A 22,652-nucleotide genomic window follows, 5' to 3' on the forward strand; every position below is an offset into this window, starting at 1 on the left:
GCGGAGGAAGTGCACCCTGCCGCCGCCCCGCCGAAGCCGCAGACCGCCGAAGAGCTGCTGGCCCTCGCGCCGAACGTCTGGCCGCGCAACGTCTTTCGCGGCGACGACGGGGTGGTTCGAATGGCCGACGTGCCCGTCACCGACCTAGCCCGCGAGTTCGGCACCCCGTTGTTCGTGATCGACGAGGACGACTTCCGCGGCCGTTGTCGCGCGATGGCCGCGGCGTTCGGTGGCGGGGAGAACGTCCACTACGCCGCGAAGGCTTTCCTGTGCACCGAGATTGCGCGCTGGGTCGCCGACGAAGGGCTCTGTCTGGACGTATGCTCCGGCGGTGAGCTCGCGGTCGCCCTCCGCGCGAATTTTCCTCCGCAGCGGATCGCGTTCCACGGCAACAACAAATCGGTCGGCGAGCTGACCGCCGCCGTGCGGGCGGGCATCGGTCACGTCGTGGTGGATTCCATCACCGAGATCGATCGGCTGAACGCGATCGCCGGTGAGCAAGGCACCGTCCAGGATGTGCTGGTCCGTGTCACGGTCGGGGTGGAGGCGCACACCCACGAATTCATCTCCACCGCGCACGAGGACCAAAAGTTCGGGCTGTCGCTTGCCGGCGGCGAAGCGATGGCGGCCATTCGCCATGTCTTCGCGGCCGACCATCTGCGGCTGGTGGGCCTGCACAGTCACATCGGCTCGCAGATCTTCGACGTCGCCGGCTTCGAGCTGGCGGCGCACCGCGTGATCGGACTGCTGCGTGACGTCGTCGCCGAATTCGGAGTGGCCAAGACATCTCAGATCTCCGCGATCGACCTCGGTGGCGGCCTTGGCATTTCGTACCTCCCGCACGACGACCCGCCACCGGTCGAGGATCTCGCCGCCAAGCTGTCCGGCATCGTGCGCCACGAGTCAGCGGCCGTGGGGCTTCCTGAACCGCGGCTGATCGTCGAACCCGGCCGCGCGATCGCCGGGCCCGGCACCATCACGCTGTACGAGGTCGGGACGGTCAAAGACGTTGCGGTAACGCCGCACGCAAACCGGCGCTACGTCAGCGTCGACGGCGGAATGAGCGACAACATCCGCACCGCGCTGTACGGCGCCGAGTACGACGTGCGGCTGGTGTCCCGCAGCAGCGATCGACCCGCGGTCCTTGTGCGCATCGTCGGAAAGCATTGCGAGAGCGGCGATATCGTCGTGCGCGACACGTGGGTCAATGACGACGTGGAGCCGGGCGATCTGCTGGGGGTCGCGGCGACGGGCGCGTACTGCTATTCCATGTCCAGCCGTTACAACATGATCTGCCGGCCGGCTGTCGTGGCCGTGCGCGATCGGCGAGCCCGCCTGATCCTGCGCCGGGAGACGGTCGACGATCTACTGAGTTTGGAGGTGACCACCGGATGACAGGCGACGAAAAGCCCGTGGGCGTAGCTGTGCTCGGGTTGGGCAACGTGGGCAGCCAGGTGGTGCGAATCATCAACGACAGCGCCGCCGATCTGGCCGCCCGCATCGGTGCCCCGCTGGAGCTTCGCGGCGTCGGTGTCCGCCGGGTCGCCCCTGACCGGGGAGTGCCGGTGGAGTTGCTCACCAGCGACATCGACGAGTTGGTGTCGCGCGACGACGTCGACATCGTCGTCGAATTGATGGGACCGGTCGATCCTGCGCACAAAGCCATTCTCGGCGCGCTGGAACGCGGCAAGTCCGTGGTCACTGCCAACAAAGCGCTACTGGCCCAGTCGACCGGCGAACTGGCGCAAGCCGCCGAGCGAGCACATGTCGACCTGTACTTCGAAGCCGCCGTCGCGGGCGCCATCCCGGTGATCCGCCCGCTCACGCAGTCGCTGGCCGGTGATTCCGTGCTGCGCGTGGCCGGCATCGTCAACGGCACCACGAATTACATCCTGTCCGAAATGGACTCCACCGGAGCCGATTACGCCTCCGCGCTGGCCGACGCGAGTGCGTTGGGCTACGCCGAGGCCGATCCCACCGCCGACGTCGAAGGCTACGACGCCGCCGCGAAGGCTGCGATTTTGGCGTCCATCGCCTTCCACACCCGGGTCTCGGCCGACGACGTCTACCGGGAGGGCATCACCAAAGTCACTCCCGCCGACTTCACCTCGGCGCGCGCCCTGGGCCGCACCATCAAACTGCTGTCGATATGTGAGCGGATCACCGGAGACGATGGGCAGCAACGGGTTTCGGCCCGGGTATACCCAGCCCTGGTGCCGCTGAGCCATCCTCTCGCGGCAGTGAACGGCGCATTCAACGCGGTGGTCGTGGAAGCAGAGGCTGCTGGACGCGTGATGTTCTACGGCCAAGGCGCCGGCGGCACGCCGACGGCGTCGGCAGTCATGGGCGACGTGGTGATGGCGGCTCGCAACCGCGTGCAGGGCGGTCGCGGCCCGCGTGAGTCGAAGTACGCCAAGCTGGCCATCGCGCCGATGGGCATGATCGTCACCCGCTACTACGTCAGCATGAACGTGGCCGACCGACCCGGTGTTTTGGCCGCTGTGGCAGCCGAATTCGCGAAGCACGAGGTGAGCATCGCCGAGGTCCGCCAGGAGGGCGTGGTCAGCCAAGAAGGTCAGAGAGTCGGCGCGCGGCTGGTGGTCGTCACGCACGAAGCCACCGACGCCGCGTTGTCGGACACCGTCACCGCGCTGGCCGGGCTCGACGTGGTGCAGAATGTCGCGAGCGTGCTGCGGTTGGAGGGAAACAGCGAATGACCGCGACGGAATCAACGGTGCATCAGCCCTGGCCGGGGGTGATCGGCGCGTATCGTGACCGCCTGCCGGTGGCCGCCGACTGGACGGCAGTCACCCTGCTCGAGGGGGGCACTCCGCTGGTGTTCGCGCCGAGATTGTCCGAAATGACCGGCTGCACAGTGCATCTCAAGGTAGAGGGCGCCAACCCCACCGGCTCGTTCAAGGACCGCGGCATGACCATGGCGGTCACCGACGCCCTCGCGCGGGGTCAGCAGGCGGTGCTGTGCGCGTCGACGGGCAACACCTCGGCGTCCGCGGCGGCGTACGCAGCACGCGGTGGTATCACCTGCGCGGTGCTGATTCCCCAGGGCAAGATCGCGATGGGCAAGCTCGCCCAGGCAGTCATGCATGGCGCCAAGATCATCCAGGTCGACGGAAACTTCGACGACTGCCTCGAACTGGCTCGCAAGACCACCGCCGACTTCCCGACGGTCGCGCTGGTGAACTCCGTGAATCCGGTCCGCATCGAAGGGCAGAAGACCGCCGCGTTCGAGATCGTCGACGTGCTGGGCACCGCGCCTGACGTGCATTCCCTACCGGTGGGCAATGCGGGCAACATCACCGCGTACTGGCGCGGCTACACCGAGTACCACCGCGACGGCCGCAGCGACAGGCTGCCCCGGATGCTGGGCACGCAAGCCGCCGGTGCGGCACCGCTGGTGCACGGCGAACCCGTCAAGAATCCCGAGACGATCGCGACCGCGATCCGGATCGGTTCCCCGGCATCGTGGGGACCCGCGGTCGAAGCCCAGCAGCAGTCCGGTGGCCGGTTTCTGGCGGCCACGGACGACGAGATCCTGGCCGCGTACCACCTCGTCGCATCCAGCGAGGGCGTGTTCGTCGAACCGGCATCGGCGGCCAGCATCGCGGGCCTGCTCAAGTCGGTGGAAGACGGCTGGGTCCGTAAAGGGTCCACGGTGGTGTGCACAGTGACCGGCAACGGCCTCAAGGATCCCGACACCGCCCTGAAAGGCATCCCGCCGGTATCGCCGATTCCGGTGGACCCCACTGCGGTCGTCGAAAAGCTGGGCTTGGTCTAGATGGAGTCGCCACCGTGACATCCGCTCTTCCGGCCGGATTGACGGCCAGTGCCGTGGTTGCGGCGTCCTCTGCGAATCTCGGCCCGGGATTCGACAGTCTCGGTCTGGCGCTCAGTATGTACGACGAAATCGTCGTCACGACACGGGAATCCGGGCTTCAGGTCGAGGTGGAGGGCGAAGGAGCCGGACACGTTCCGCTGACGCGTCAGCACCTGGTGGTGCGCGCCGTGGAGCGCGGGCTCGCGGCCGCCGGCGTCACGGCTGCCGGTCTTGTGGTGCGCTGCCGCAACGACATTCCGCATTCGCGTGGGCTCGGGTCCTCGGCGGCCGCGGTGGTCGGCGGGCTCGCCGCTGCGAATGGTCTTGTCGCACAAGCGGGTTGGCCATCGATGAGCAGCGGCCAGCTGATCCAGCTCGCTTCGGAGGCCGAAGGGCATCCCGACAACGCCTCAGCTGCCGTACTGGGCGGCGCCGTGGTGTCGTGGACGGAAAGCGACGGCGATACCGACAAATACTCGGCCGTGCCGTTGCGGCTGCACCCCGATATCCGCATCTTCACCGCGATTCCCGAGGAGCGGTCGCTTACCGCCGCAACCCGGGTGCTGCTTCCAGGCCACGTCAGCCACGAGGACGCCCGCTTCAACGCCAGCCGGGTCGCGCTGTTGGTTGTCGCGTTGACCGAACGACCGGATCTACTGTTCACCGCGACCGATGACGTCCTGCACCAACCGCACCGCGCGTCCGCGATGCCGAGGTCGTGGGAATACCTGCGAGTGCTGCGGCGTTGCGGTGTTGCAGCGGCGCTCTCAGGAGCTGGACCAGCGGTTATCGCGCTGACTACGCGGTCTGAGTTGCCCGCCGAAGCCCTCGAGTTCGGTTTGGCCAACGACTTCACTGTCCGTGAGATGTCGGTCGGGGAGGGGGTGCGATGGACTTCAGACGTCGTGGCACCTCGCCTGCCGCGATGACAAACACAGTGGCCGACGCCTAGTGGCGTTTCTTGCTTCCGCCCCGGAAGCGGGTTATCCTCGGTGCCGTCCAGCAATCGCAGCTTCTACCTGCGCCGACAGTAGGACGACCACCAATTCTTCTCGGGGAATGACGGTTCGCCCGACAGCTGCGAACCGATGCGATCACCGTTGCAACTACAGCGGTGGGACATAAGCACCCAGCGGATCGCTGAGTGCAACGAACCCCTCGTATGGCGAAACTGCGAGGGAAAGAAAGGACATCCGTGACCGATACGGACCTCATAGCGGCTGACAGTGGCGCCGAACACCCAGAGTTGCCCACCACCGTGACAGCCGAAATCTCGAACTCCGCGCCCGCCGAAGCGCCGGCGCGTGACGTCAAGACTGACGGCGGACTGGCCACGATGGTGCTGCCGGAATTGCGCGCACTGGCCAACGAGGTCGGCGTCAAGGGCACCTCGGGCATGCGTAAGAGCGAGTTGATCGCCGCCATCCGCGAGCACCGCGGAGAGTCAATCAGCAAGGGCCGCAACGGCGATGCGTCGGCCACCGAGGCTGCCGCGGGGCAGGCGACAGATAACGCCGTCGACAAGTCAACCGAGAAGGCGCCCGCCAAGACCGCCGACGGCGCGCAGAGCGGCAGCGAGGAGACCGGGACACCTGCCACCGGTGACGCGGCCAAGTCCGATCAGGCCGATCAGGCTGAGGCCGACGGTGCTGCCAAGACCGCCGGCGACACCAAGCCCGACACTCGTCAACGCGGCGACCAAGCGCAAGGCGACCAGGGCCGCAGCGATCAAGCGCACGGCGACCAGGGCCGCGGCGACCAAGCCCGCGGCGACGACGACGGCGAAGGCCGACAGGGCCGTCGCGGCCGTCGGTTCCGGGACCGCAGGCGGCGCGAACGCGGTGCCGAAGGCGGCGGCGGCGAAACCGAATTGCGCGACGACGACGTCGTCCAGCCGGTCGCCGGCATCCTCGACGTGCTCGACAACTACGCGTTCGTCCGCACTTCCGGGTACCTCGCCGGCCCCAACGACGTGTACGTCTCGATGAACATGGTCCGCAAGAACGGTCTGCGCCGAGGCGATCACATCACCGGCGCAGTGCGTCTTCCCAAAGACGGCGAGCAGCCCAACCAGCGGCAAAAGTTCAATCCGCTGGTGCGTATCGATACTGTCAACGGCGGCCCGGTCGAGGACGCCAGGAAGCGCCCCGAGTTCGGCAAGCTGACCCCGCTGTACCCGAACCAGCGGCTGCGCCTTGAGACCACCCAAGACCGGCTGACCACCCGGGTCATCGACCTGATCATGCCGATCGGCAAGGGCCAGCGTGCGCTGATCGTGTCGCCGCCCAAGGCCGGCAAGACCACGGTGCTGCAGGACATCGCGAACGCGATCACGCGCAACAACCCCGAATGCCACCTGATGGTGGTGCTGGTCGACGAGCGGCCCGAGGAAGTCACCGACATGCAACGCTCGGTGAAGGGCGAGGTCATCGCCTCGACGTTCGACCGTCCGCCGTCCGATCACACATCGGTCGCCGAGCTGGCTATCGAGCGCGCGAAGCGCCTCGTTGAGCAGGGCAAAGACGTGATCGTGCTGCTCGACTCGATCACCCGATTGGGCCGTGCGTACAACAATGCGTCGCCCGCGTCCGGCCGGATCCTGTCCGGCGGCGTCGACTCGACCGCGCTGTATCCGCCGAAGCGGTTCCTCGGCGCGGCCCGAAACATCGAAGAGGGTGGCTCGCTGACGATCATCGCGACCGCGATGGTGGAGACCGGCTCGACGGGCGACACCGTGATCTTCGAAGAGTTCAAGGGCACCGGCAACGCCGAGCTCAAGCTCGACCGCAAGATCGCCGAGCGCCGGGTGTTCCCGGCCGTCGACGTGCACCCGTCCGGCACCCGCAAAGACGAGTTGCTGCTGTCCCCGGACGAGTTCGCGATCGTGCACAAGCTACGCCGGGTGCTGTCGGGGTTGGACTCGCACCAAGCCATCGACCTGCTGATCTCGCAGCTGCGGAAGACCAAGAACAACTACGAGTTCCTGATGCAGGTGTCCAAGAACGCGCCTGGGCCGGTCAACGAAGAATTCGCCTCCTAACGGAGACGACGGAAAACGGCCGCCTTGCGGTGACGCAAGACGGCCGTTTCCTCTGCTGGCTAGTAGCCCTGGATGCCCACGATCGGGATCCATACTCCGAAGAGCCAGATTCCCCAGCCGTGGAAGCCGTCATCCCACACCGGGGTGGCGGTGTAGCCCCAGTAGTTGATCGGGTGCGGATCCACCCACGGCGGCGGGCCGGACCATTGCGCAGGTGGCGGTGGCCCCCAGAATCCCCACGGCGGCAGATCGTCGTCACGCCACCATTTGCCGGGACGGCCCCGCCACCAATCGGCGCTGCCGACCGTCCAGTCTCTGTTGCCCTTGTCCCAATTCCAGTTCTCACCGCGGTTGCGACCCGGCCCGGGCCAGCAGTCGTCGTCGTGACCACATTGACCCGGCTTGGCCGGCATCACCGGTGAGGCAGCCGCCACCGCGGCCCCCGCGCCGAGAGCACCGGCAGACAGCGCGCTGGTCAAAGTCACCGCTGCCAAAACCTTCTTCACCCTCATCTATCACTCCTATTGCGACCGGCGAACTTCGAATCGCCCCGACCGGTCCGAAGCTGGCACCTTTGTTGTCAAACTCTTCGACGGCCGCGCCGACAATCGGCCGCTGTGCCGAAGAGACGGGCGCCTCACCGCGCCATTGCCGTGAGACAGACCCACGACCCCCTAACGCATTCATCGGCCGAGGCCATCCGGCCGTTACCGCAGGAATCGTCGACGCCGGAATAGCGCCTGGCACCCAGGCGTTTCGCGTGAGTGGCGGTTGAGCTGGCATAATCGACCGTCGACACCTCGGTTCCGGTTCACGTCTGACAACTCACGTCTGACCAGGCGACCCGGGTCCACGATTGAAGAGGACACCATGAAATCGGGTATTCACCCTGACTACGTCGAGACCACCGTGCACTGTGGCTGCGGCAACACGTTCACCACGCGCAGCACCAAGAAGAGCGGACAGATCGTCGTCGAGGTCTGCTCTCAGTGCCACCCGTTCTACACCGGCAAGCAGAAGATCCTCGACAGCGGCGGCCGCGTGGCGCGGTTCGAGAAGCGTTACGGCAAGCGCAAGAACGCCTCCGCGCAATCGGCCGACGCCGACAAATAGCTGTTCGTCCGACGCCCGATCTGTCGCCCCTGAGCGCGGAACGGGCGTCGGCTCGCGTTCGGGAGAAGTTCAGAACCGGTCCGGGAGGTGACACAGGTGGCGCACACCAGCGCTGACACCGGCGCGCCCGCGATCGACGCGTTGCTGGCCGAGCATGCCGAACTCGAGCGTCGCCTGTCCGACCCTGAACTGCACGCCGACCCCGGTGCGGCCCGCAAGGCCGGACGCCGGTTCGCGCAGTTGGCGCCGATCGTTGCGACGTACCGCAAGCTGACCGCTGCGCGCGGCGACCTCGAAGCTGCGCGCGAGCTGGCTGCCGACGACGAGTCGTTCGCCGACGAGGTGGTGCAACTGCAAGCGCAGGTCGACGAACTCGACACCCAGCTGACCGACATGCTGGCCCCGCGCGATCCGCACGACCCCGACGACATTCTGCTCGAGGTCAAATCCGGTGAGGGCGGTGAAGAGTCCGCTCTGTTCGCCGCAGACCTCGCCCGCATGTACATCCGCTACGCCGAGCGCCACGGCTGGACCGTGACGGTCCTCGACCAGACGACGTCCGACCTCGGCGGCTACAAGGACGCGACGCTGGCCATCTCCAGCAAGGGTGATTCACCCGACGGAGTCTGGTCGCGGCTGAAGTTCGAGGGCGGCGTGCACCGTGTGCAACGGGTGCCAGTCACCGAATCCCAGGGCCGCGTGCACACCTCCGCCGCCGGGGTGCTGGTCTACCCGGAGCCCGAGGAAGTCGGTCAGGTGCAGATCGACGAGTCAGACCTGCGCATCGACGTCTACCGGTCCTCGGGCAAAGGCGGCCAGGGCGTCAATACGACCGACTCGGCCGTGCGGATCACCCACTTGCCCACCGGCATCGTCGTCACCTGCCAGAACGAGCGCTCCCAGTTGCAGAACAAGACCCGGGCGCTGCAGGTGCTGGCCGCCCGGCTGCAGGCGCTGGCCGAGGAGCAGGCCCTGGCCGACGCCTCCGCCGACCGGGCCAGCCAGATCCGCACGGTGGATCGAAGCGAGCGGATCCGCACCTACAACTTCCCGGAGAACCGGATCACCGATCACCGCATCGGGTACAAGGCGCACAACCTCGACCAGGTTCTCGACGGCGACCTCGACGCACTGTTCGACGCACTTGCCGCCGCCGACAAGCAGTCCCGCTTGCAGCAGGCATGATGGCGCGACTGCGACAGGCGATCGACGAGGCCACACGCAGGCTCACCGAGGCTGGAGTGGCCTCCGCGCGCGTCGAGGCCGAGGAACTTGCGGCGCACGTCGCGCGCACCACTCGCGGCCGGTTGCCACTGCTCGACACCGTCGCCGACGGGTTCTTCGAGTGCTACCGGCAAGCCGTCACTGCTCGCGCCGAGCGAATTCCGTTGCAGCACATCACCGGAACGGCGTCGTTCGGACCGCTGACACTGACGGTCGGTCCGGGCGTGTTCATCCCGCGACCCGAAACCGAAGCGCTTTTGGAATGGGCGATGGCGCAACAATTTTCGGATGCAAGCCCCGTGATCGTCGACGTGTGCACCGGCTCCGGGGCGCTTGCCGCAGCGCTCGCCCGTCACAGTCCGTCCGCCCGGGTGATCGGCGTCGACATCTCGGTCGACGCCTTGGGCTACGCGCGCCGCAACACGAGGGGGACGTCCGTCGAACTGCGTCGCGGCGACGTGCGGGATCGGCTGCTCTTCGACGATCTCGACGGCCGCGTCGATCTGCTCGTCGCGAACCCACCGTATCTGCCCGACGGCGTTGCGCTGGAACCCGAAGTGGCCGAACATGATCCGCCGCAGGCGCTGTTCGGTGGACCCGATGGGCTGTCGATCATCGAGGCCATTGTGGTGCTGGCCGGGCGATGGTTGCGCGAAGGCGCGCCGTTCGCGGTCGAGCACGACGACGCCGCGTCGGCGGCCGTCGTCGCAATGCTGGAGGGCACCAACATGTTCGACGAGGTGACGCCTCGTCGGGACTTCGGCGGGAGACCGCGGTTTGTCACCGCACGCAGTAAGGCCGCGTCATGAGTCAGACGTTCGATTGCGCCGACGAGACGCAGCGCGCCGACGGTCTCGCCGCCGCCGCCAACGCGGTCAAGAGCGGTCGCCTGGTGGTGCTGCCCACCGACACGGTGTACGGCGTCGGCGCCGATGCGTTCGACCCCGCCGCGGTCGCTGCGTTGTTGGCGGCGAAGGGCCGCGGCCGCGACATGCCCGTGCCGGTGCTGGTTGGTTCCTGGCAGACCATCGACGGGTTGGCGTTCGCTGTACCCGACGCGGCGCGGGAGCTGATCCGCGCGTTCTGGCCGGGCGCGCTGAGCATCGTCGTGCAACAGGCACCGTCCCTGCACTGGGATCTCGGCGAAGCCCGTGGCACCGTGATGGTTCGCATGCCGCTACACCCCGTCGCGATCGAGTTGCTGCGCGACGTCGGCCCGATGGCGGTGTCGAGCGCGAACATCTCCGGCCGGCCACCGGCGGTCACCGCTGAGGAAGCGCGGTCGCAACTCGGCGATTCGATCGAGGTGTACCTGGACGCGGGCCCCGCGGTGCAGCAGGCGGCGTCGACGATCGTCGACCTCACCGGACCGACTCCGCGCATCCTGCGCGAGGGCCCGGTGCGAGCGGACGAGATCGCCGACGTTCTGGGCATCGACGCCGCGACCCTTCAGAGGTGAGTCGGGTGGCGCGCTAGCGGATCGGTCTCAGCTTGGTGCAGTACGGTTTTCCGGTGATCACGGCAGCCGGCACCGTGCTCGCCCTCGCCGAGCGAGGCGCGGGTGTTCCGTTGCGGGAGCTGGCTCTTGTCGGACTGACCGCAGCGATCATCACGTATTTCTGCACCGACGGCGTCCGCATGCTCGCTACCCGGCTAGGTGCCGTTGCCTACCCGCGGGAACGTGACGTCCACGTCCAGCCGACGCCACGCATGGGCGGGCTGGCCATGTACATCGGCGTGCTGGCCGCCGTGCTGCTGGCTTCCCAGCTGCCTGCGCTCACCCGCGGGTTCGTGTACTCCTCGGGGATGCCCGCCGTCCTCGTCGCCGGCGGGATCATCATGGGCATCGGGCTGATCGACGACCGGTGGGGACTGGACGCGCTGACCAAGTTCGCCGGCCAGATCACCGCTGCCAGTGTGCTTGTCACGATGGGCGTGGCATGGAGCGTGCTCTACATCCCGCTCGGGGGAGTCGGCACGATCGTGCTGGACCAGGTGTCGTCGATCCTGCTGACGCTGGCGCTCACGGTCGCCATCGTCAACGCGATGAACTTCGTCGACGGGCTCGACGGATTGGCTGCCGGCCTCGGGCTCATCACGGCATTGGCCATCTGCGTCTTCTCTGTGGGATTGCTGCGCGACCACGGCGGCGACGTGTTGTTCTACCCGCCCGCGGTGATTTCCGTGGTGCTCGCCGGCGCATGCCTGGGGTTCTTGCCGCACAACTTTCACCGGGCGCGCATCTTCATGGGTGACTCCGGGTCGATGCTGATCGGGCTGATGCTGGCCGCCGCGTCCACCACGGCCGCGGGCCCGATCTCACAGAACGCCTACGGGGCCCGCGACGTGTTCGCTCTGCTGTCGCCGTTTCTGCTCGTGGTCGCGGTGATGTTCGTGCCGATGCTCGACCTGCTGCTGGCGATCGTGCGCCGCACCCGCGCCGGCCGCAGCGCGTTCAGCCCCGACAAGATGCACTTGCACCATCGTCTGCTGCAGATCGGCCACTCGCACCGGCGGGTCGTGCTACTGATCTACCTGTGGGTGGGGATCGTCGCGTTCGGCGCCGCGAGCACGATTTTCTTCGACCCGCGCTACACCGGCGGAGTCATGTTGGCGGCCATCGTCGTTGCGATCGTAGTGACGGTGATACCGCTTCTGCGGCGCGGCGACGAGCTGTACGACGACGAGTAGTAGGGGCCGGTTTTGGGCTTCCTACCATGTGGTACGGTGCTGGTAGAACCCGGAAGTACCACCGCGGGTTGCCGGCCCCCCGGGCCGTCGGAGCGGACTTCGATGACCCGAGAACGACCGACATAGGGAGAAGCCCCTTGGGTGATTCCAGCGCGCCCGTCGCCCTCCGATACGCTCGGCGGGTCCACTGGGAATCGTCCAGGCATCTGTCAGACACGCGGGATTGAGGTAGCAAGTGACGACGCCAGCGCAGAACGCGCCGTTGGTGTTTCCCTCCGTTGCGTTCCGCCCGCTCCGGCTGCTGTTGATCTGCCTTGCCCTGACCGCCGGGGCGGTGGCCGCGGCCGCGTCGCTGGGTCACGCGTCGTTCGGAGTGTTCCTCGGGATCGGCCTGGCTCTTGGTTTGCTCAACGCTGTGCTGGTGCAGCGGTCGGTGGAGTCCATCACCGCCGAAGCTCATCCGCTCAAGCGCAAGATGGCGCTCAATTCCGCCACCCGGCTTCTGGTCATCACGGTCATCGGTCTGGTCATCGCGTTCGTCTTCCGGCCCGCCGGCTTGGGTGTGGTGTTCGGGCTCGCCCTGTTCCAGGTGCTGCTGGTTTTGACGACGGCGTTGCCGGTCATGAAGGCACTTCGTAAAGAGGGCTCGCAAGCCGCAGGTGAAGGGAGGGACACGACGTCATGACCGAGGCCATCCTCGCCGAGGGGTCGATCGAAGTCGGTCACCACGAGACCGCCAAGTGGTTCGGCCTGACCGTCAACACCGACACCATCTTGGCCACCGCAGTGGCTGCGGTCATTGTGCTTGGTTTGGCGTTCTACCTGCGTGCCAAGGTCACGTCGTCCGGCGTGCCGAACGGGGTTCAGCTGTTCTTCGAAGCCATCACCGTTCAGATGCGCAACCAGATCGAGACCACGATCGGTCTGCGCATCGCACCGTTCGTGCTGCCGCTCGCAGTGACGCTGTTCGTCTTCATCCTGATCGCGAACTGGCTCTCGGTGCTGCCGGTTCAGTACTCCAAGGACGGCAAGCCGCACGAACTACTCGCTCCACCCGCCTCGGACATCAACTTCGTGTTGGCTTTGGCGCTGTTCGTGTTCATCTGTTACCACGCCGCCGGAATCTGGCGGCGCGGCATCCTCGGACACCCGGCCCGGCTGCTCAAGGGGCACGTCGTCTTCCTGGCTCCGATCAACCTCGTCGAGGAGCTCGCCAAGCCAATCTCGTTGTCCCTGCGACTTTTTGGCAACATCTTCGCGGGCGGCATCCTGGTCGCGCTGATCGCCTTGTTCCCGCCCTACATCATGTGGGCGCCGAACGCGATCTGGAAGAGTTTCGACTTGTTCGTCGGCGCCATTCAGGCGTTCATCTTCGCGCTGCTGACCATCCTGTACTTCAGCCAATCCATGGAACTCGAGGACGAGCACCATGACTAGGCGCCCGAACTTGTCCGCAAATCCTGGTGGAAGCGCCACCAGCTAATTAGGAGGATATGAATGGCTGCTCTAGATCCCACAGTCGCCGCCGGCGCTCTCATCGGCGGTGGGTTGATCATGGCCGGCGGCGCAATCGGCGCCGGTATCGGTGACGGCGTCGCCGGTAACGCACTGATCTCCGGCATCGCGCGGCAACCAGAGGCGCAGGGCCGGCTTTTCACACCGTTCTTCATCACGGTGGGTCTGGTCGAGGCGGCCTACTTCATCAACCTGGCGTTCATGGCCTTGTTCGTGTTCGCCACCCCGGTCAAGTAGTCCCCCGAAATGCGCGAGGGGACCATGACGTTGCTTGCGGCTGAGGAAGGCGGTCAGCAGAACTTCCTCGTACCGAACGGCACGTTTTTCGTCGTGCTGATCATCTTCTTGATCGTGCTCGGCGTCATCGGCACATTCGTCGTCCCGCCCATCATGCGGGTGCTGCACGAACGCGATGAGATGGTCACCCGAACCATGCGGGACAACCGCGAAGCGGACAAGCAGTTCGCCGCCGCCGACGACGACTACCGGGCCGCCATGGCGGAGGCCCGCCGGGAGGCGTCGGGAATCCGCGATGAGGCACGTGCAGAAGGCCGCAGGATCCTCGAAGACATGAAGGCGCGCGTCTCCGAAGAGTCGGCATCGGCGCTGCAGAAGGCCAGCGAGGAACTCAAGGCGCAGGCCGACGCGATCTCTGCCGATCTTCGATCCTCGATGGAAAGTCTCGCGGCGACGTTGGCCAGCCGCGTGCTCGGGGTCGACGTCGGTACCGAAGCATCAGCGAAGGCCAGGCGGTAGACATGTCGACCTTCATCGGGCAGCTGATCGGCTTCGCCGTCATCGCATTTCTGTTGTGGCGCTACGTCATTCCACCGGTGCGCCGGCTCATGACCGACCGCCAGGAGGCAGTGCGCAAACAACTGGAAGACAGTGCCGCAGCCGAAAAGCGCCTCCAGGAAGCCAAGCAGGCGCACGACAGGGCTTTGCAGGAGGCCGAAGAAGAAGCCAAGCGGGTGATCGAAGACGCCCGCGCGGACGCGAAGAGCATCGCCGAACAGCTGCGCGCACAAGCCGACGCCGAGGTGGAGCGCGTCAAAGTGCAAGGCCAGCAACACGTTCAGCTGCTCCGGGCTCAGTTCATCCGGCAGTTGCGCCAAGATCTCGGCGCTGAGGCAGTGGCGAGGGCCGACGAACTCGTGCGCGAGCATGTCTCCGATGCGGACGCCAGGTCGGCCACCGTCGACCGGTTCCTGGACGAGCTGGACGCGATGGCGCCGTCGAGCATCAGCATCGACGACCCCGCGACGGCCAAGCTGCGCTCCGGCAGCCGTGAAGCGCTCAACTCCTTGCTCGAGCGTTTCGACGAGGTGACCGGCGACTTGGACGAGTCGCAATTGGCAGACTTGGCCGGCGATTTGGCTGCGGTGACAAAACTTTTGAACCGCGAGGCGATCCTGACCAGGCATCTGGCCGACCCGTCGAGTGATACCGAACCCAAAGTGCGGCTGCTCGAGTCGGTGCTGCGAGGCAAAGTCGATGACGCCGCGCTGCAGATCCTCGGCGCGGCAGTCTCCGGACGCTGGTCGTCGGATGCGAATCTGGTGGACGGAGTCGAGCACGTCGCACGGTTGGCGCTTTTGGTCAGCGCCGAGCGCGGCGGTCACGCCGACGAGGTCGAAGAGCAACTCTTCTGGTTCGGCCGCATTCTCGACGCCGAGCCGCAATTGGAGACCCTGCTCAGCGATTACACCCGCCCAGCCGACGGGCGAGTCGGGCTGCTCAAAGACGTGCTCGGCCGTGGCCGTGACGTGAACCCCACCACCGCGGCCCTGTTGGAACAGACGGTGGACCTGCTGCGCGGAGGCCGCGCCGACGAAGCCGTTGCCGCGCTGGCGCAGATGGCGGTTGCCCGACATGGCGAAGTCGTGGCGCATATCAAGGCCGCGGCCGAACTCAGCGACGCCCAGCGCGAGCGCCTGACACAGGTGCTCAGCCGTATCTACGGGCATCCCGTCTCCGTGCAGCTGGAGGTCGATCCGCAGCTGCTCGGGGGTCTGGCGGTGTCCATCGGCAACGAGGTGATCGACGGGACGTTGTCGTCGCGGCTCGCCGCAGCCCGCAATCGACTGCCGGACTGAATTCGAATGACAGCAACAGACATACGTACACAAAGACGACAAGCCACCACGAGCGCTTGCGCGAAGAGGAGAACCTGATGGCAGAGTTGACGATTTCGCCCGACGACATCCAGGGTGCAATCGAGGAGTACGTCTCCAGCTTCACCGCGGAAACGGCGCGCGAGGAGGTCGGCACGGTCATCGACGCCGGCGACGGCATCGCGCACGTCGAGGGTCTGCCGTCGGTGATGACGCAGGAGCTGCTCGAGTTCGAAGGCGGCGTCCTCGGGGTTGCGTTGAACCTCGACGAGCATGAGATCGGCGCGGTCATCCTCGGCGACTTCGAGAAGATCCAAGAGGGTCAGCAGGTCAAGCGCACCGGTGAGGTGCTGTCGGTCCCGGTCGGCGACGGCTTCCTGGGCCGGGTGATCAACCCGCTCGGCCAGCCGATCGACGGGCGCGGCGACATCGAGTCCGACGAGCGCCGGGCCTTGGAGCTGCAGGCTCCGTCGGTCGTGCAGCGCCAGAGCGTCAAGGAGCCGCTGCAGACGGGCATCAAGGCCATCGACTCGATGACCCCGATCGGCCGCGGCCAGCGCCAGCTGATCATCGGCGACCGCAAGACCGGTAAGACCGCGATCTGCGTCGACACCATCCTCAACCAGCGTCAGAACTGGGAGACCGGTGACGAGAAGCAGCAGGTCCGTTGCGTATACGTCGCGATCGGCCAGAAGGGCACCACGATCGCCAGCGTCCACAATGCGCTCGAAGAGGGCGGCGCGATGGACTACACGACCATCGTCGCGGCGCCGGCATCCGAGTCGGCGGGCTTCAAATGGCTTGCGCCGTACACCGGTTCGGCGATCGGCCAGCACTGGATGTACCAGGGCAAGCATGTGCTGATCGTGTTCGACGACCTGTCGAAGCAGGCCGAGGCCTATCGCGCGATCTCGCTGCTGTTGCGCCGTCCGCCGGGGCGCGAAGCTTATCCCGGCGACGTGTTCTACCTGCACTCCCGGCTGCTGGAACGGTGCGCGAAGCTCTCCGACGAGATGGGTGGCGGGTCGCTGACGGGCCTGCCGATCATCGAGACCAAGGCCAACGACATCTCGGCCTACATCCCCACCAACGTCATCTCGATCACCGACGGCCAGTGCTTCCTGGAGAGCGACCTGTTCAATCAGGGTGTGCGCCCGGCGATCAACGTCGGCGTTTCGGTGTCGCGCGTCGGTGGTGCCGCGCAGATCAAGGCGATGAAGGATGTCGCCGGCTCGCTACGGCTGGATCTGTCGCAGTACCGCGAGCTGGAGTCCTTCGCGGCGTTCGCGTCTGACCTGGACGAGAACACCAAAAAGCAGCTCGACCGCGGTGAGCGACTGGTCGAACTGCTCAAGCAGCCGCAGCATCATCCGATGCCAGTGGAAGAGCAAGTGGTCGCGATCTTCCTTGGGACACAAGGACATTTGGACTCGGTGCCGGTGGCCGACGTCGGGCGCTTCGAAACCGAGTTCCTCGACCACCTGCGCGGCGATCAGGACGGGATTCTCAAGGAGATTCGCGAATCGAAGGCGATGTCCGACGACATCAGCAAGAAGCTCGAAGAAGCCGTCAATCAATTCAAGAAGGGCTTCTCGACGTCGGATGGCAGTTCGATCGTGCCCGACGAACACGTCGAAGCGATGGACGAGTCCGAGGAACAAAAGGAATCGGTGAAGGTGCGCAAGCCGGCTCCGCCGCAGAAGAAGAGCTAGGTAGATGGCTGCCACACTTCGCGAACTTCGCGGCCGGATCCGCTCGGCCGGGTCGATCAAGAAGATCACCAAGGCTCAGGAGATGATCGCGACGTCGCGCATCGCCAAAGCGCAGGCGCGCGTCGAGGCGGCCCGGCCGTACAACGCCGAGATCACCACCATGCTGACGAACCTCGCCGACGAATCGGCATTGGATCATCCTCTGCTGGTCGAGCGGGAGAATCCGCGGCGCGCAGGCGTGTTGGTGGTGTCCTCGGATCGCGGTCTGTGCGGCGCGTACAACGCCAACGTCTTCCGGCGGTCAGAGGAGTTGTTCGCGCTTCTCCGAGAGGAGGGTAAGACTCCGGTTCTCTATGTAGTCGGCCGGAAGGCATTGAGCTACTACAGCTTCCGCAACTGGGACATCAAGGAGTCGTGGACCGGTTTCTCGGAGAAGCCGGATTACGAGAACGCCAAGGAAATCGCGTCGACGTTGGTTGACGCGTTCAACGCCGGCGCCGACGACGAGGGCGACGAACCGGGACCCGACAACGTTCTCGGTGTCGACGAATTGCACCTCGTGTTCACCGAATTCAAGACCATGATGTCGCAGGAGGCGGTCGCTTACCGCATCGCCCCGATGGTCGTGGAGTACACGGAGGAAGAGTCGGGACCGCGGACACTGTTCTCGTTCGAGCCTGACGCCGAGACGTTGTTCGACGCACTGTTGCCGCGCTACGTCACCACCCGCATTTTCGCGGCCCTCCTCGAGTCGGCGGCCTCGGAGTCGGCGTCGCGGCGGCGTGCGATGAAGTCGGCCAGCGACAATGCCGACGACCTCATCAGGGACCTGACGTTGCAGGCCAACCGCGAGCGGCAAGCACAGATCACCCAGGAAATCAGTGAAATCGTAGGCGGCGCAAACGCTTTGGCGGATGCCGCGCAATAGGACCCATTAGGAAAGCGGAGAACCCATGACTGCAACCGCAGAGCGCGACACAGAAAAGAAGGACAAGAAGGACACCAACGGCCGGGTGGTGCGGGTAGCCGGGCCGGTGGTGGACGTCGAGTTTCCGCGCGGCGCCGTGCCGGAGTTGTTCAACGCGCTGCACGCCGAGATCACCTTCGAGGATTTGGCGAAGAAGCTGACGCTGGAGGTGGAACAGCACCTCGGCGACAACCTGGTCCGCTGCATTTCCCTGCAGCCCACCGACGGCCTCGTCCGAGGGGTGGAAGTGATCAACACCGGCGCATCGATCGCGGTGCCGGTGGGCGACGGCACCAAGGGGCACGTCTGGAACGCCCTGGGCGACTGCCTCGACGACACGGAGTACGGCAAGGACCTGGACCGCTGGCCGATCCACCGCAAGCCGCCGAAGTTCGATGAACTCGAGCCCCGTACCGAGATGCTCGAAACGGGCCTGAAAGTCATCGACCTGCTCACGCCCTATGTCCGCGGCGGCAAGATCGCTTTGTTCGGCGGCGCCGGCGTCGGTAAGACGGTGCTGATCCAGGAGATGATCAACCGCATCGCGCGGAATTTCGGTGGCACATCGGTGTTCGCCGGCGTGGGCGAGCGCACGCGCGAGGGCAACGACCTGTGGGTCGAACTCGGTGAAGCCAATGTGCTCAAGGACACCGCGCTGGTGTTCGGGCAGATGGACGAACCGCCCGGCACTCGTATGCGCGTGGCGTTGTCGGCACTGACTATGGCCGAGTACTTCCGCGACGAGCAGGAACAGGACGTGTTGTTGTTCATCGACAACATCTTCCGGTTCACGCAGGCCGGTTCGGAGGTCTCGACGCTGCTGGGCCGTATGCCGTCAGCGGTCGGTTACCAGCCGACACTGGCCGACGAGATGGGTGAGCTGCAGGAGCGGATCACCTCGACGCGCGGCCGCTCGATCACCTCGATGCAGGCGGTGTACGTGCCGGCCGACGACTACACCGACCCCGCGCCCGCCACGACGTTCGCCCACCTCGACGCCACCACGGAGCTCAGCCGGGATGTGTTCTCGAAGGGCATTTTCCCCGCGGTCGATCCGCTTGCGTCCAGCTCGACGATTCTCGACGCGAACATCGTCGGTGACGAGCACTATGCCGTGGCGCAGGAAGTGATCCGAATCCTGCAGCGCTACAAGGACCTTCAGGACATCATCGCGATTCTCGGTATCGACGAGCTGTCCGAGGAAGACAAGCAGCTGGTGAACCGGGCACGTCGGATCGAGCGGTTCCTGTCGCAGAACATGATGGCCGCCGAGCAATTCACCGGCAAACCAGGTTCGACGGTTCCTCTCAAGGAGACCATCGATGCGTTCGACCGGCTGACCAAGGGCGAATTCGACCACCTGCCCGAGCAGGCGTTCTTCCTCATCGGTGGCCTCGAGGACCTCGAGCAGAAGGCGGAGAGCCTGGGCGTCAAGCTCGACGAGTCCAAGGACGACGGTGCGCCGACCAAGTCCGGCAAGGGCGAGGACGGAAGCGATTCCGGCAAGGACGATTCCGGCGACGAGGGCGACGGCGACAAGAATGACGAGTAGGCGCTGACATGGCCGACATGGATGTCAGTATCGTCGCGGTGGAGCGCGAGATCTGGTCGGGCAAGGGCACTTTCGTGTTCACCCGGACCACGACCGGCGAGATCGGAATCATGCCGCGGCACATCCCGTTGGTGGCGCAGCTCGTCGATGACGCGATGGTGCGCGTGGAGCGCGAGGGCGAAGACGACCTGCGCATCGCCGTCGACGGTGGCTTCATGTCCGTGACGGACGACGGCGTCATCATCCTGGCCGAGTCGGCGGAGTTCGACTCGGAGATCAATGCCGACCAAGCCCGAAGCGACGCAGACTCCGACGATCCCAGTGTCGCCGCGCGTGGGCGCGCGAGACTGCGGGCGCTCGGCGAAATCGACTAGGAGCCGCCGCCGGTGAGCGCGTCGATGGCAATCATGGTCGCGCTCGTTGCCATGCTGCTGCTTGCCGTTCTCGCGCTGACGTACCGGCTGTGGAAACTTCGCCAGGGCGGGACCGCCGCGATTCTGCGCGACATTCCCGCTGTCGGCGGCCACGGCTGGCGACACGGTGTCATTCGATACCGCGGCGGCGAGGCGGGCTTCTACAGGTTGTCCAGTCTGCGGTTGTGGCCGGACCGCCGGCTCAGCCGCCGTGGCATCGAGATCGTGTCGCGTCGGGCCCCCCGCGATGACGAATTCGACATCATGACCGCCGAGACCGCGGTGTTGGAGTTGCGCGATACCGCCCAGGATCGGCGGCGCGGTTACGAAGTGGCGCTCGATCGGGGCGCTCTCACCGCGTTCCTGTCGTGGCTCGAGTCGAGGCCTTCGCCCCGCGCACAACGGCGGTCCGTGTAATCTATTGCGGCTCTTGACCGCCCGGCTGCCACAGCACATCCCCGTCGGGGTTGGCGATCCGGGACAGGATGAACAGGAGATCGGAGAGCCGGTTGAGGTATTTCGCCGGCAGGACGCTCATGGTGTCGGAATGTTGTTGTAGCGCAGCCCAAGCCGATCGCTCAGCGCGCCGCGTGACCGTGCGTGCCACATGCAGGAGGGCTGACAGTGCCGAGCCGCCCGGAAGGATGAACGAATTGAGAGCCGGAAGCGACTCGTTGTAGTGGTCGCACCAGCTTTCGAGCCGTTGAATGTACGCCTCGGTGATCCGCAGGGGTGGGTATTTCGGGTTCTCTTCCACGGGCGTCGACAAGTCCGCCCCCGCGTCGAACAGGTCGTTTTGTATCTGGCGCAACACCTGCGCGAGTTGCTCATCCGGCGAACCCAACGCAATCGCTGCTCCGATCGCCGCGTTCGCTTCGTCGCAGTCCGCGTAAGCCACCAGCCGCGGGTCGTTCTTGCTCACCCGCGAAAAGTCGCTCAAGCCGGTGGTGCCGTCGTCACCGGTTCGCGTATAGATCCGAGTCAGGTGAACTGCCATGGCCAAACCGTACCCGCCAGACGGACGCCAGATGTGTGCGCTCCTTGCGTCCACTCGGCTGGCGCGCTGTCTACACTAACCCGCGTGAGCGAGCGCTTTGTGGTGACCGGCGGCAACCGGTTATCGGGGGAAGTGGCCGTCACCGGCGCCAAAAACAGCGTGCTCAAGCTGATGGCTGCAGCTCTTTTGGCCGAAGGCACCAGCACGATCACCAACTGCCCCGACATTCTCGATGTTCCCTTGATGGCAGAGGTGCTGCGGGGCTTGGGCGCGACCGTGGAGCTCGACGGCTCCGTGGTTCGTGTGACGTCTCCCGACGAACTCAAGTACGACGCCGATTTCGCTGCGGTCCGCCAATTTCGCGCCTCGGTGTGCGTGCTGGGACCACTGGTCGGACGATGCAAGAAAGCGCGAGTCGCGCTGCCGGGCGGCGATGCGATCGGCTCTCGGCCACTTGACATGCACCAAGCCGGATTACGGCAACTCGGGGCCAACTGCAACATCGAACACGGCTGTGTGGTGGCCTCGGCAGAACACCTTCACGGGGCCGAGATCCAGCTCGAGTTCCCGTCCGTCGGTGCCACCGAAAACATCTTGATGGCGGCGGTGCTCGCCGAAGGCGTGACGACGATCCACAACGCGGCCCGTGAGCCGGACGTCGTCGACCTCTGCACGATGCTCAGCCAGATGGGCGCCGACATCAAAGGTGCGGGCACGTCGACGTTGACGATCACCGGTGTCGACCGTCTTTATCCCACCGAGCACCGCGTGATCGGTGACCGGATCGTGGCGGCCACCTGGGGGATCGCGGCGGCGATGACACGCGGCGACATCTCGGTTACCGGTGTCGATCCCGCACATCTTCAACTGGTGTTGCACAAGCTGCATGCGGCCGGAGCCACAGTGACCCAGCATGACAACGGATTTCGCGTGGTGCAGTATGAGCGGCCGAAGGCCATCAACGTGGCGACACTGCCGTTCCCCGGGTTCCCCACCGATCTGCAGCCGCTGGCGATCGGCTTGGCGGCGATCGCGGATGGCACGTCGATGATCACCGAGAACGTCTTCGAGGCGCGCTTCCGGTTCGTGGAAGAGATGATCCGGCTCGGCGCCGACGCGCGCACGGACGGCCACCACGCTGTCGTGCGCGGCATCCCGCAACTGTCCAGTGCGCCGGTCTGGGCATCGGACATCCGGGCCGGCGCCGGGTTGGTGCTGGCCGGCCTGGTGGCCGACGGAGACACCGAGGTGCACGACGTCTTCCACATCGACCGCGGGTATCCGCTGTTCGTCGAGAACCTCAAGAGCCTCGGTGCCGAGATCGAGCGGGTCTCGTAACAGACACGAGTCGATGGCCGGCCGACTGTGCTCGGACGGGTGAGCAGCGGTAGACTCGGTGACCGGCAGACCGTCGCGCGTTCAGCCAGCGGTTTGACCAGCTCTGCGAAACTGAGTACAGTGGCAGGGTTGCCTGTTGAA

At 65.9% G+C, this 22,652-nt stretch carries 23 protein-coding genes; 21 read left to right on the forward strand and 2 right to left on the reverse strand.

Annotated features, from left to right (window positions below):
* Positions 1–9: 9 nt before the first annotated feature.
* The 5 genes from lysA (at position 10) to rho (ending at position 6,875) form a co-directional block, all read left to right on the forward strand.
* A complete protein-coding gene (lysA, locus tag AC5Y4N_RS15530; RefSeq protein WP_499912632.1) occupies positions 10–1,395 on the forward strand; it encodes a diaminopimelate decarboxylase in 1,386 nt (461 codons plus the stop codon).
* Positions 1,392–2,717: a homoserine dehydrogenase gene (locus tag AC5Y4N_RS15535; RefSeq protein WP_499912588.1), complete on the forward strand. Its 1,326-nt coding sequence runs from the start codon at positions 1,392–1,394 to the stop codon at positions 2,715–2,717. The genes lysA and AC5Y4N_RS15535 overlap by 4 nt, the downstream gene beginning before the upstream one ends.
* Complete coding sequence (gene thrC, locus AC5Y4N_RS15540; RefSeq protein WP_499912586.1) at positions 2,714–3,796, forward strand: threonine synthase; 1,083 nt, start codon at positions 2,714–2,716, stop codon at positions 3,794–3,796. Before AC5Y4N_RS15535 ends, thrC begins: the two co-directional genes overlap by 4 nt.
* A gap of 14 nt (positions 3,797–3,810) precedes the next feature.
* The gene (gene thrB / locus AC5Y4N_RS15545; RefSeq protein WP_499912584.1) at positions 3,811–4,764 is read left to right on the forward strand and encodes a homoserine kinase; all 954 of its coding nucleotides are present in this window, start codon (positions 3,811–3,813) and stop codon (positions 4,762–4,764) included.
* A 266-nt stretch (positions 4,765–5,030) separates the two neighbouring features.
* On the forward strand, positions 5,031–6,875 hold the full coding sequence (gene rho / locus AC5Y4N_RS15550; protein WP_499912582.1) for a transcription termination factor Rho: 1,845 nt from the start codon (positions 5,031–5,033) through the stop codon (positions 6,873–6,875).
* Positions 6,876–6,934: 59 nt separating this feature from the next.
* Here the strand turns inward: rho and AC5Y4N_RS15555 are convergent, their stop codons facing one another.
* Entirely contained in the window at positions 6,935–7,387 is a 453-nt protein-coding gene (locus AC5Y4N_RS15555) for a hypothetical protein (protein WP_499912580.1), read from the reverse strand.
* 358 nt (positions 7,388–7,745) lie between these two features.
* On the opposite strand from AC5Y4N_RS15555, the gene rpmE reads away from it, so the two are divergent.
* The 15 genes from rpmE (at position 7,746) to AC5Y4N_RS15630 (ending at position 20,593) form a co-directional block, all read left to right on the forward strand.
* A complete protein-coding gene (rpmE, locus tag AC5Y4N_RS15560) occupies positions 7,746–7,988 on the forward strand; it encodes a 50S ribosomal protein L31 (protein WP_499912578.1) in 243 nt (80 codons plus the stop codon).
* Between the two features lie 132 nt (positions 7,989–8,120).
* Positions 8,121–9,173: a peptide chain release factor 1 gene (prfA, locus tag AC5Y4N_RS15565; protein WP_499912630.1), complete on the forward strand. Its 1,053-nt coding sequence runs from the start codon at positions 8,121–8,123 to the stop codon at positions 9,171–9,173.
* Positions 9,170–10,021, forward strand: coding sequence for a peptide chain release factor N(5)-glutamine methyltransferase (prmC, locus tag AC5Y4N_RS15570; protein ID WP_499912575.1), 852 nt, complete (start codon positions 9,170–9,172; stop codon positions 10,019–10,021). The genes prfA and prmC overlap by 4 nt, the downstream gene beginning before the upstream one ends.
* Positions 10,018–10,671: an L-threonylcarbamoyladenylate synthase gene (locus AC5Y4N_RS15575; protein WP_499912573.1), complete on the forward strand. Its 654-nt coding sequence runs from the start codon at positions 10,018–10,020 to the stop codon at positions 10,669–10,671. The genes prmC and AC5Y4N_RS15575 overlap by 4 nt, the downstream gene beginning before the upstream one ends.
* Before the next feature lie 32 nt (positions 10,672–10,703).
* Positions 10,704–11,903, forward strand: a complete 1,200-nt coding sequence (locus AC5Y4N_RS15580; RefSeq protein ID WP_499912571.1) for a glycosyltransferase family 4 protein — start codon at positions 10,704–10,706, stop codon at positions 11,901–11,903.
* Between the two features lie 235 nt (positions 11,904–12,138).
* Positions 12,139–12,588 carry an ATP synthase subunit I gene (locus AC5Y4N_RS15585; RefSeq protein WP_499912568.1) on the forward strand — a complete coding sequence of 150 codons (450 nt, stop codon included), beginning with the start codon at positions 12,139–12,141 and terminating at the stop codon, positions 12,586–12,588.
* On the forward strand, positions 12,585–13,340 hold the full coding sequence (atpB, locus tag AC5Y4N_RS15590; protein ID WP_499912566.1) for a F0F1 ATP synthase subunit A: 756 nt from the start codon (positions 12,585–12,587) through the stop codon (positions 13,338–13,340). Before AC5Y4N_RS15585 ends, atpB begins: the two co-directional genes overlap by 4 nt.
* A gap of 60 nt (positions 13,341–13,400) precedes the next feature.
* Positions 13,401–13,655, forward strand: a complete 255-nt coding sequence (locus AC5Y4N_RS15595; protein WP_499912564.1) for a F0F1 ATP synthase subunit C — start codon at positions 13,401–13,403, stop codon at positions 13,653–13,655.
* Positions 13,656–13,664: 9 nt separating this feature from the next.
* Positions 13,665–14,174, forward strand: coding sequence for a F0F1 ATP synthase subunit B (locus AC5Y4N_RS15600; RefSeq protein ID WP_499912562.1), 510 nt, complete (start codon positions 13,665–13,667; stop codon positions 14,172–14,174).
* Positions 14,175–14,176: 2 nt separating this feature from the next.
* Positions 14,177–15,514 (forward strand): F0F1 ATP synthase subunit B/delta, encoded by a 1,338-nt coding sequence (locus AC5Y4N_RS15605; protein WP_499912560.1) that lies wholly within the window; start codon positions 14,177–14,179, stop codon positions 15,512–15,514.
* A gap of 77 nt (positions 15,515–15,591) precedes the next feature.
* A complete protein-coding gene (gene atpA / locus AC5Y4N_RS15610; RefSeq protein WP_499912558.1) occupies positions 15,592–17,244 on the forward strand; it encodes a F0F1 ATP synthase subunit alpha in 1,653 nt (550 codons plus the stop codon).
* Between the two features lie 4 nt (positions 17,245–17,248).
* Positions 17,249–18,172, forward strand: coding sequence for a F0F1 ATP synthase subunit gamma (locus AC5Y4N_RS15615; RefSeq protein WP_499912556.1), 924 nt, complete (start codon positions 17,249–17,251; stop codon positions 18,170–18,172).
* 25 nt (positions 18,173–18,197) lie between these two features.
* Positions 18,198–19,763, forward strand: coding sequence for a F0F1 ATP synthase subunit beta (gene atpD / locus AC5Y4N_RS15620; protein ID WP_499912553.1), 1,566 nt, complete (start codon positions 18,198–18,200; stop codon positions 19,761–19,763).
* 8 nt (positions 19,764–19,771) lie between these two features.
* A complete protein-coding gene (locus tag AC5Y4N_RS15625) occupies positions 19,772–20,137 on the forward strand; it encodes a F0F1 ATP synthase subunit epsilon (protein WP_499912551.1) in 366 nt (121 codons plus the stop codon).
* 12 nt (positions 20,138–20,149) lie between these two features.
* Positions 20,150–20,593 (forward strand): DUF2550 domain-containing protein, encoded by a 444-nt coding sequence (locus AC5Y4N_RS15630; protein WP_499912549.1) that lies wholly within the window; start codon positions 20,150–20,152, stop codon positions 20,591–20,593.
* Between the two features lies 1 nt (position 20,594).
* Here the strand turns inward: AC5Y4N_RS15630 and AC5Y4N_RS15635 are convergent, their stop codons facing one another.
* Positions 20,595–21,173 (reverse strand): cob(I)yrinic acid a,c-diamide adenosyltransferase, encoded by a 579-nt coding sequence (locus tag AC5Y4N_RS15635; protein WP_499912547.1) that lies wholly within the window; start codon positions 21,171–21,173, stop codon positions 20,595–20,597.
* 84 nt (positions 21,174–21,257) lie between these two features.
* On the opposite strand from AC5Y4N_RS15635, the gene murA reads away from it, so the two are divergent.
* A complete protein-coding gene (gene murA / locus AC5Y4N_RS15640) occupies positions 21,258–22,511 on the forward strand; it encodes a UDP-N-acetylglucosamine 1-carboxyvinyltransferase (RefSeq protein WP_499912545.1) in 1,254 nt (417 codons plus the stop codon).
* Positions 22,512–22,652 lie beyond the last annotated feature (141 nt).

The sequence above is a fragment of the Mycobacterium sp. NGS19 genome, assembly GCF_059813155.1.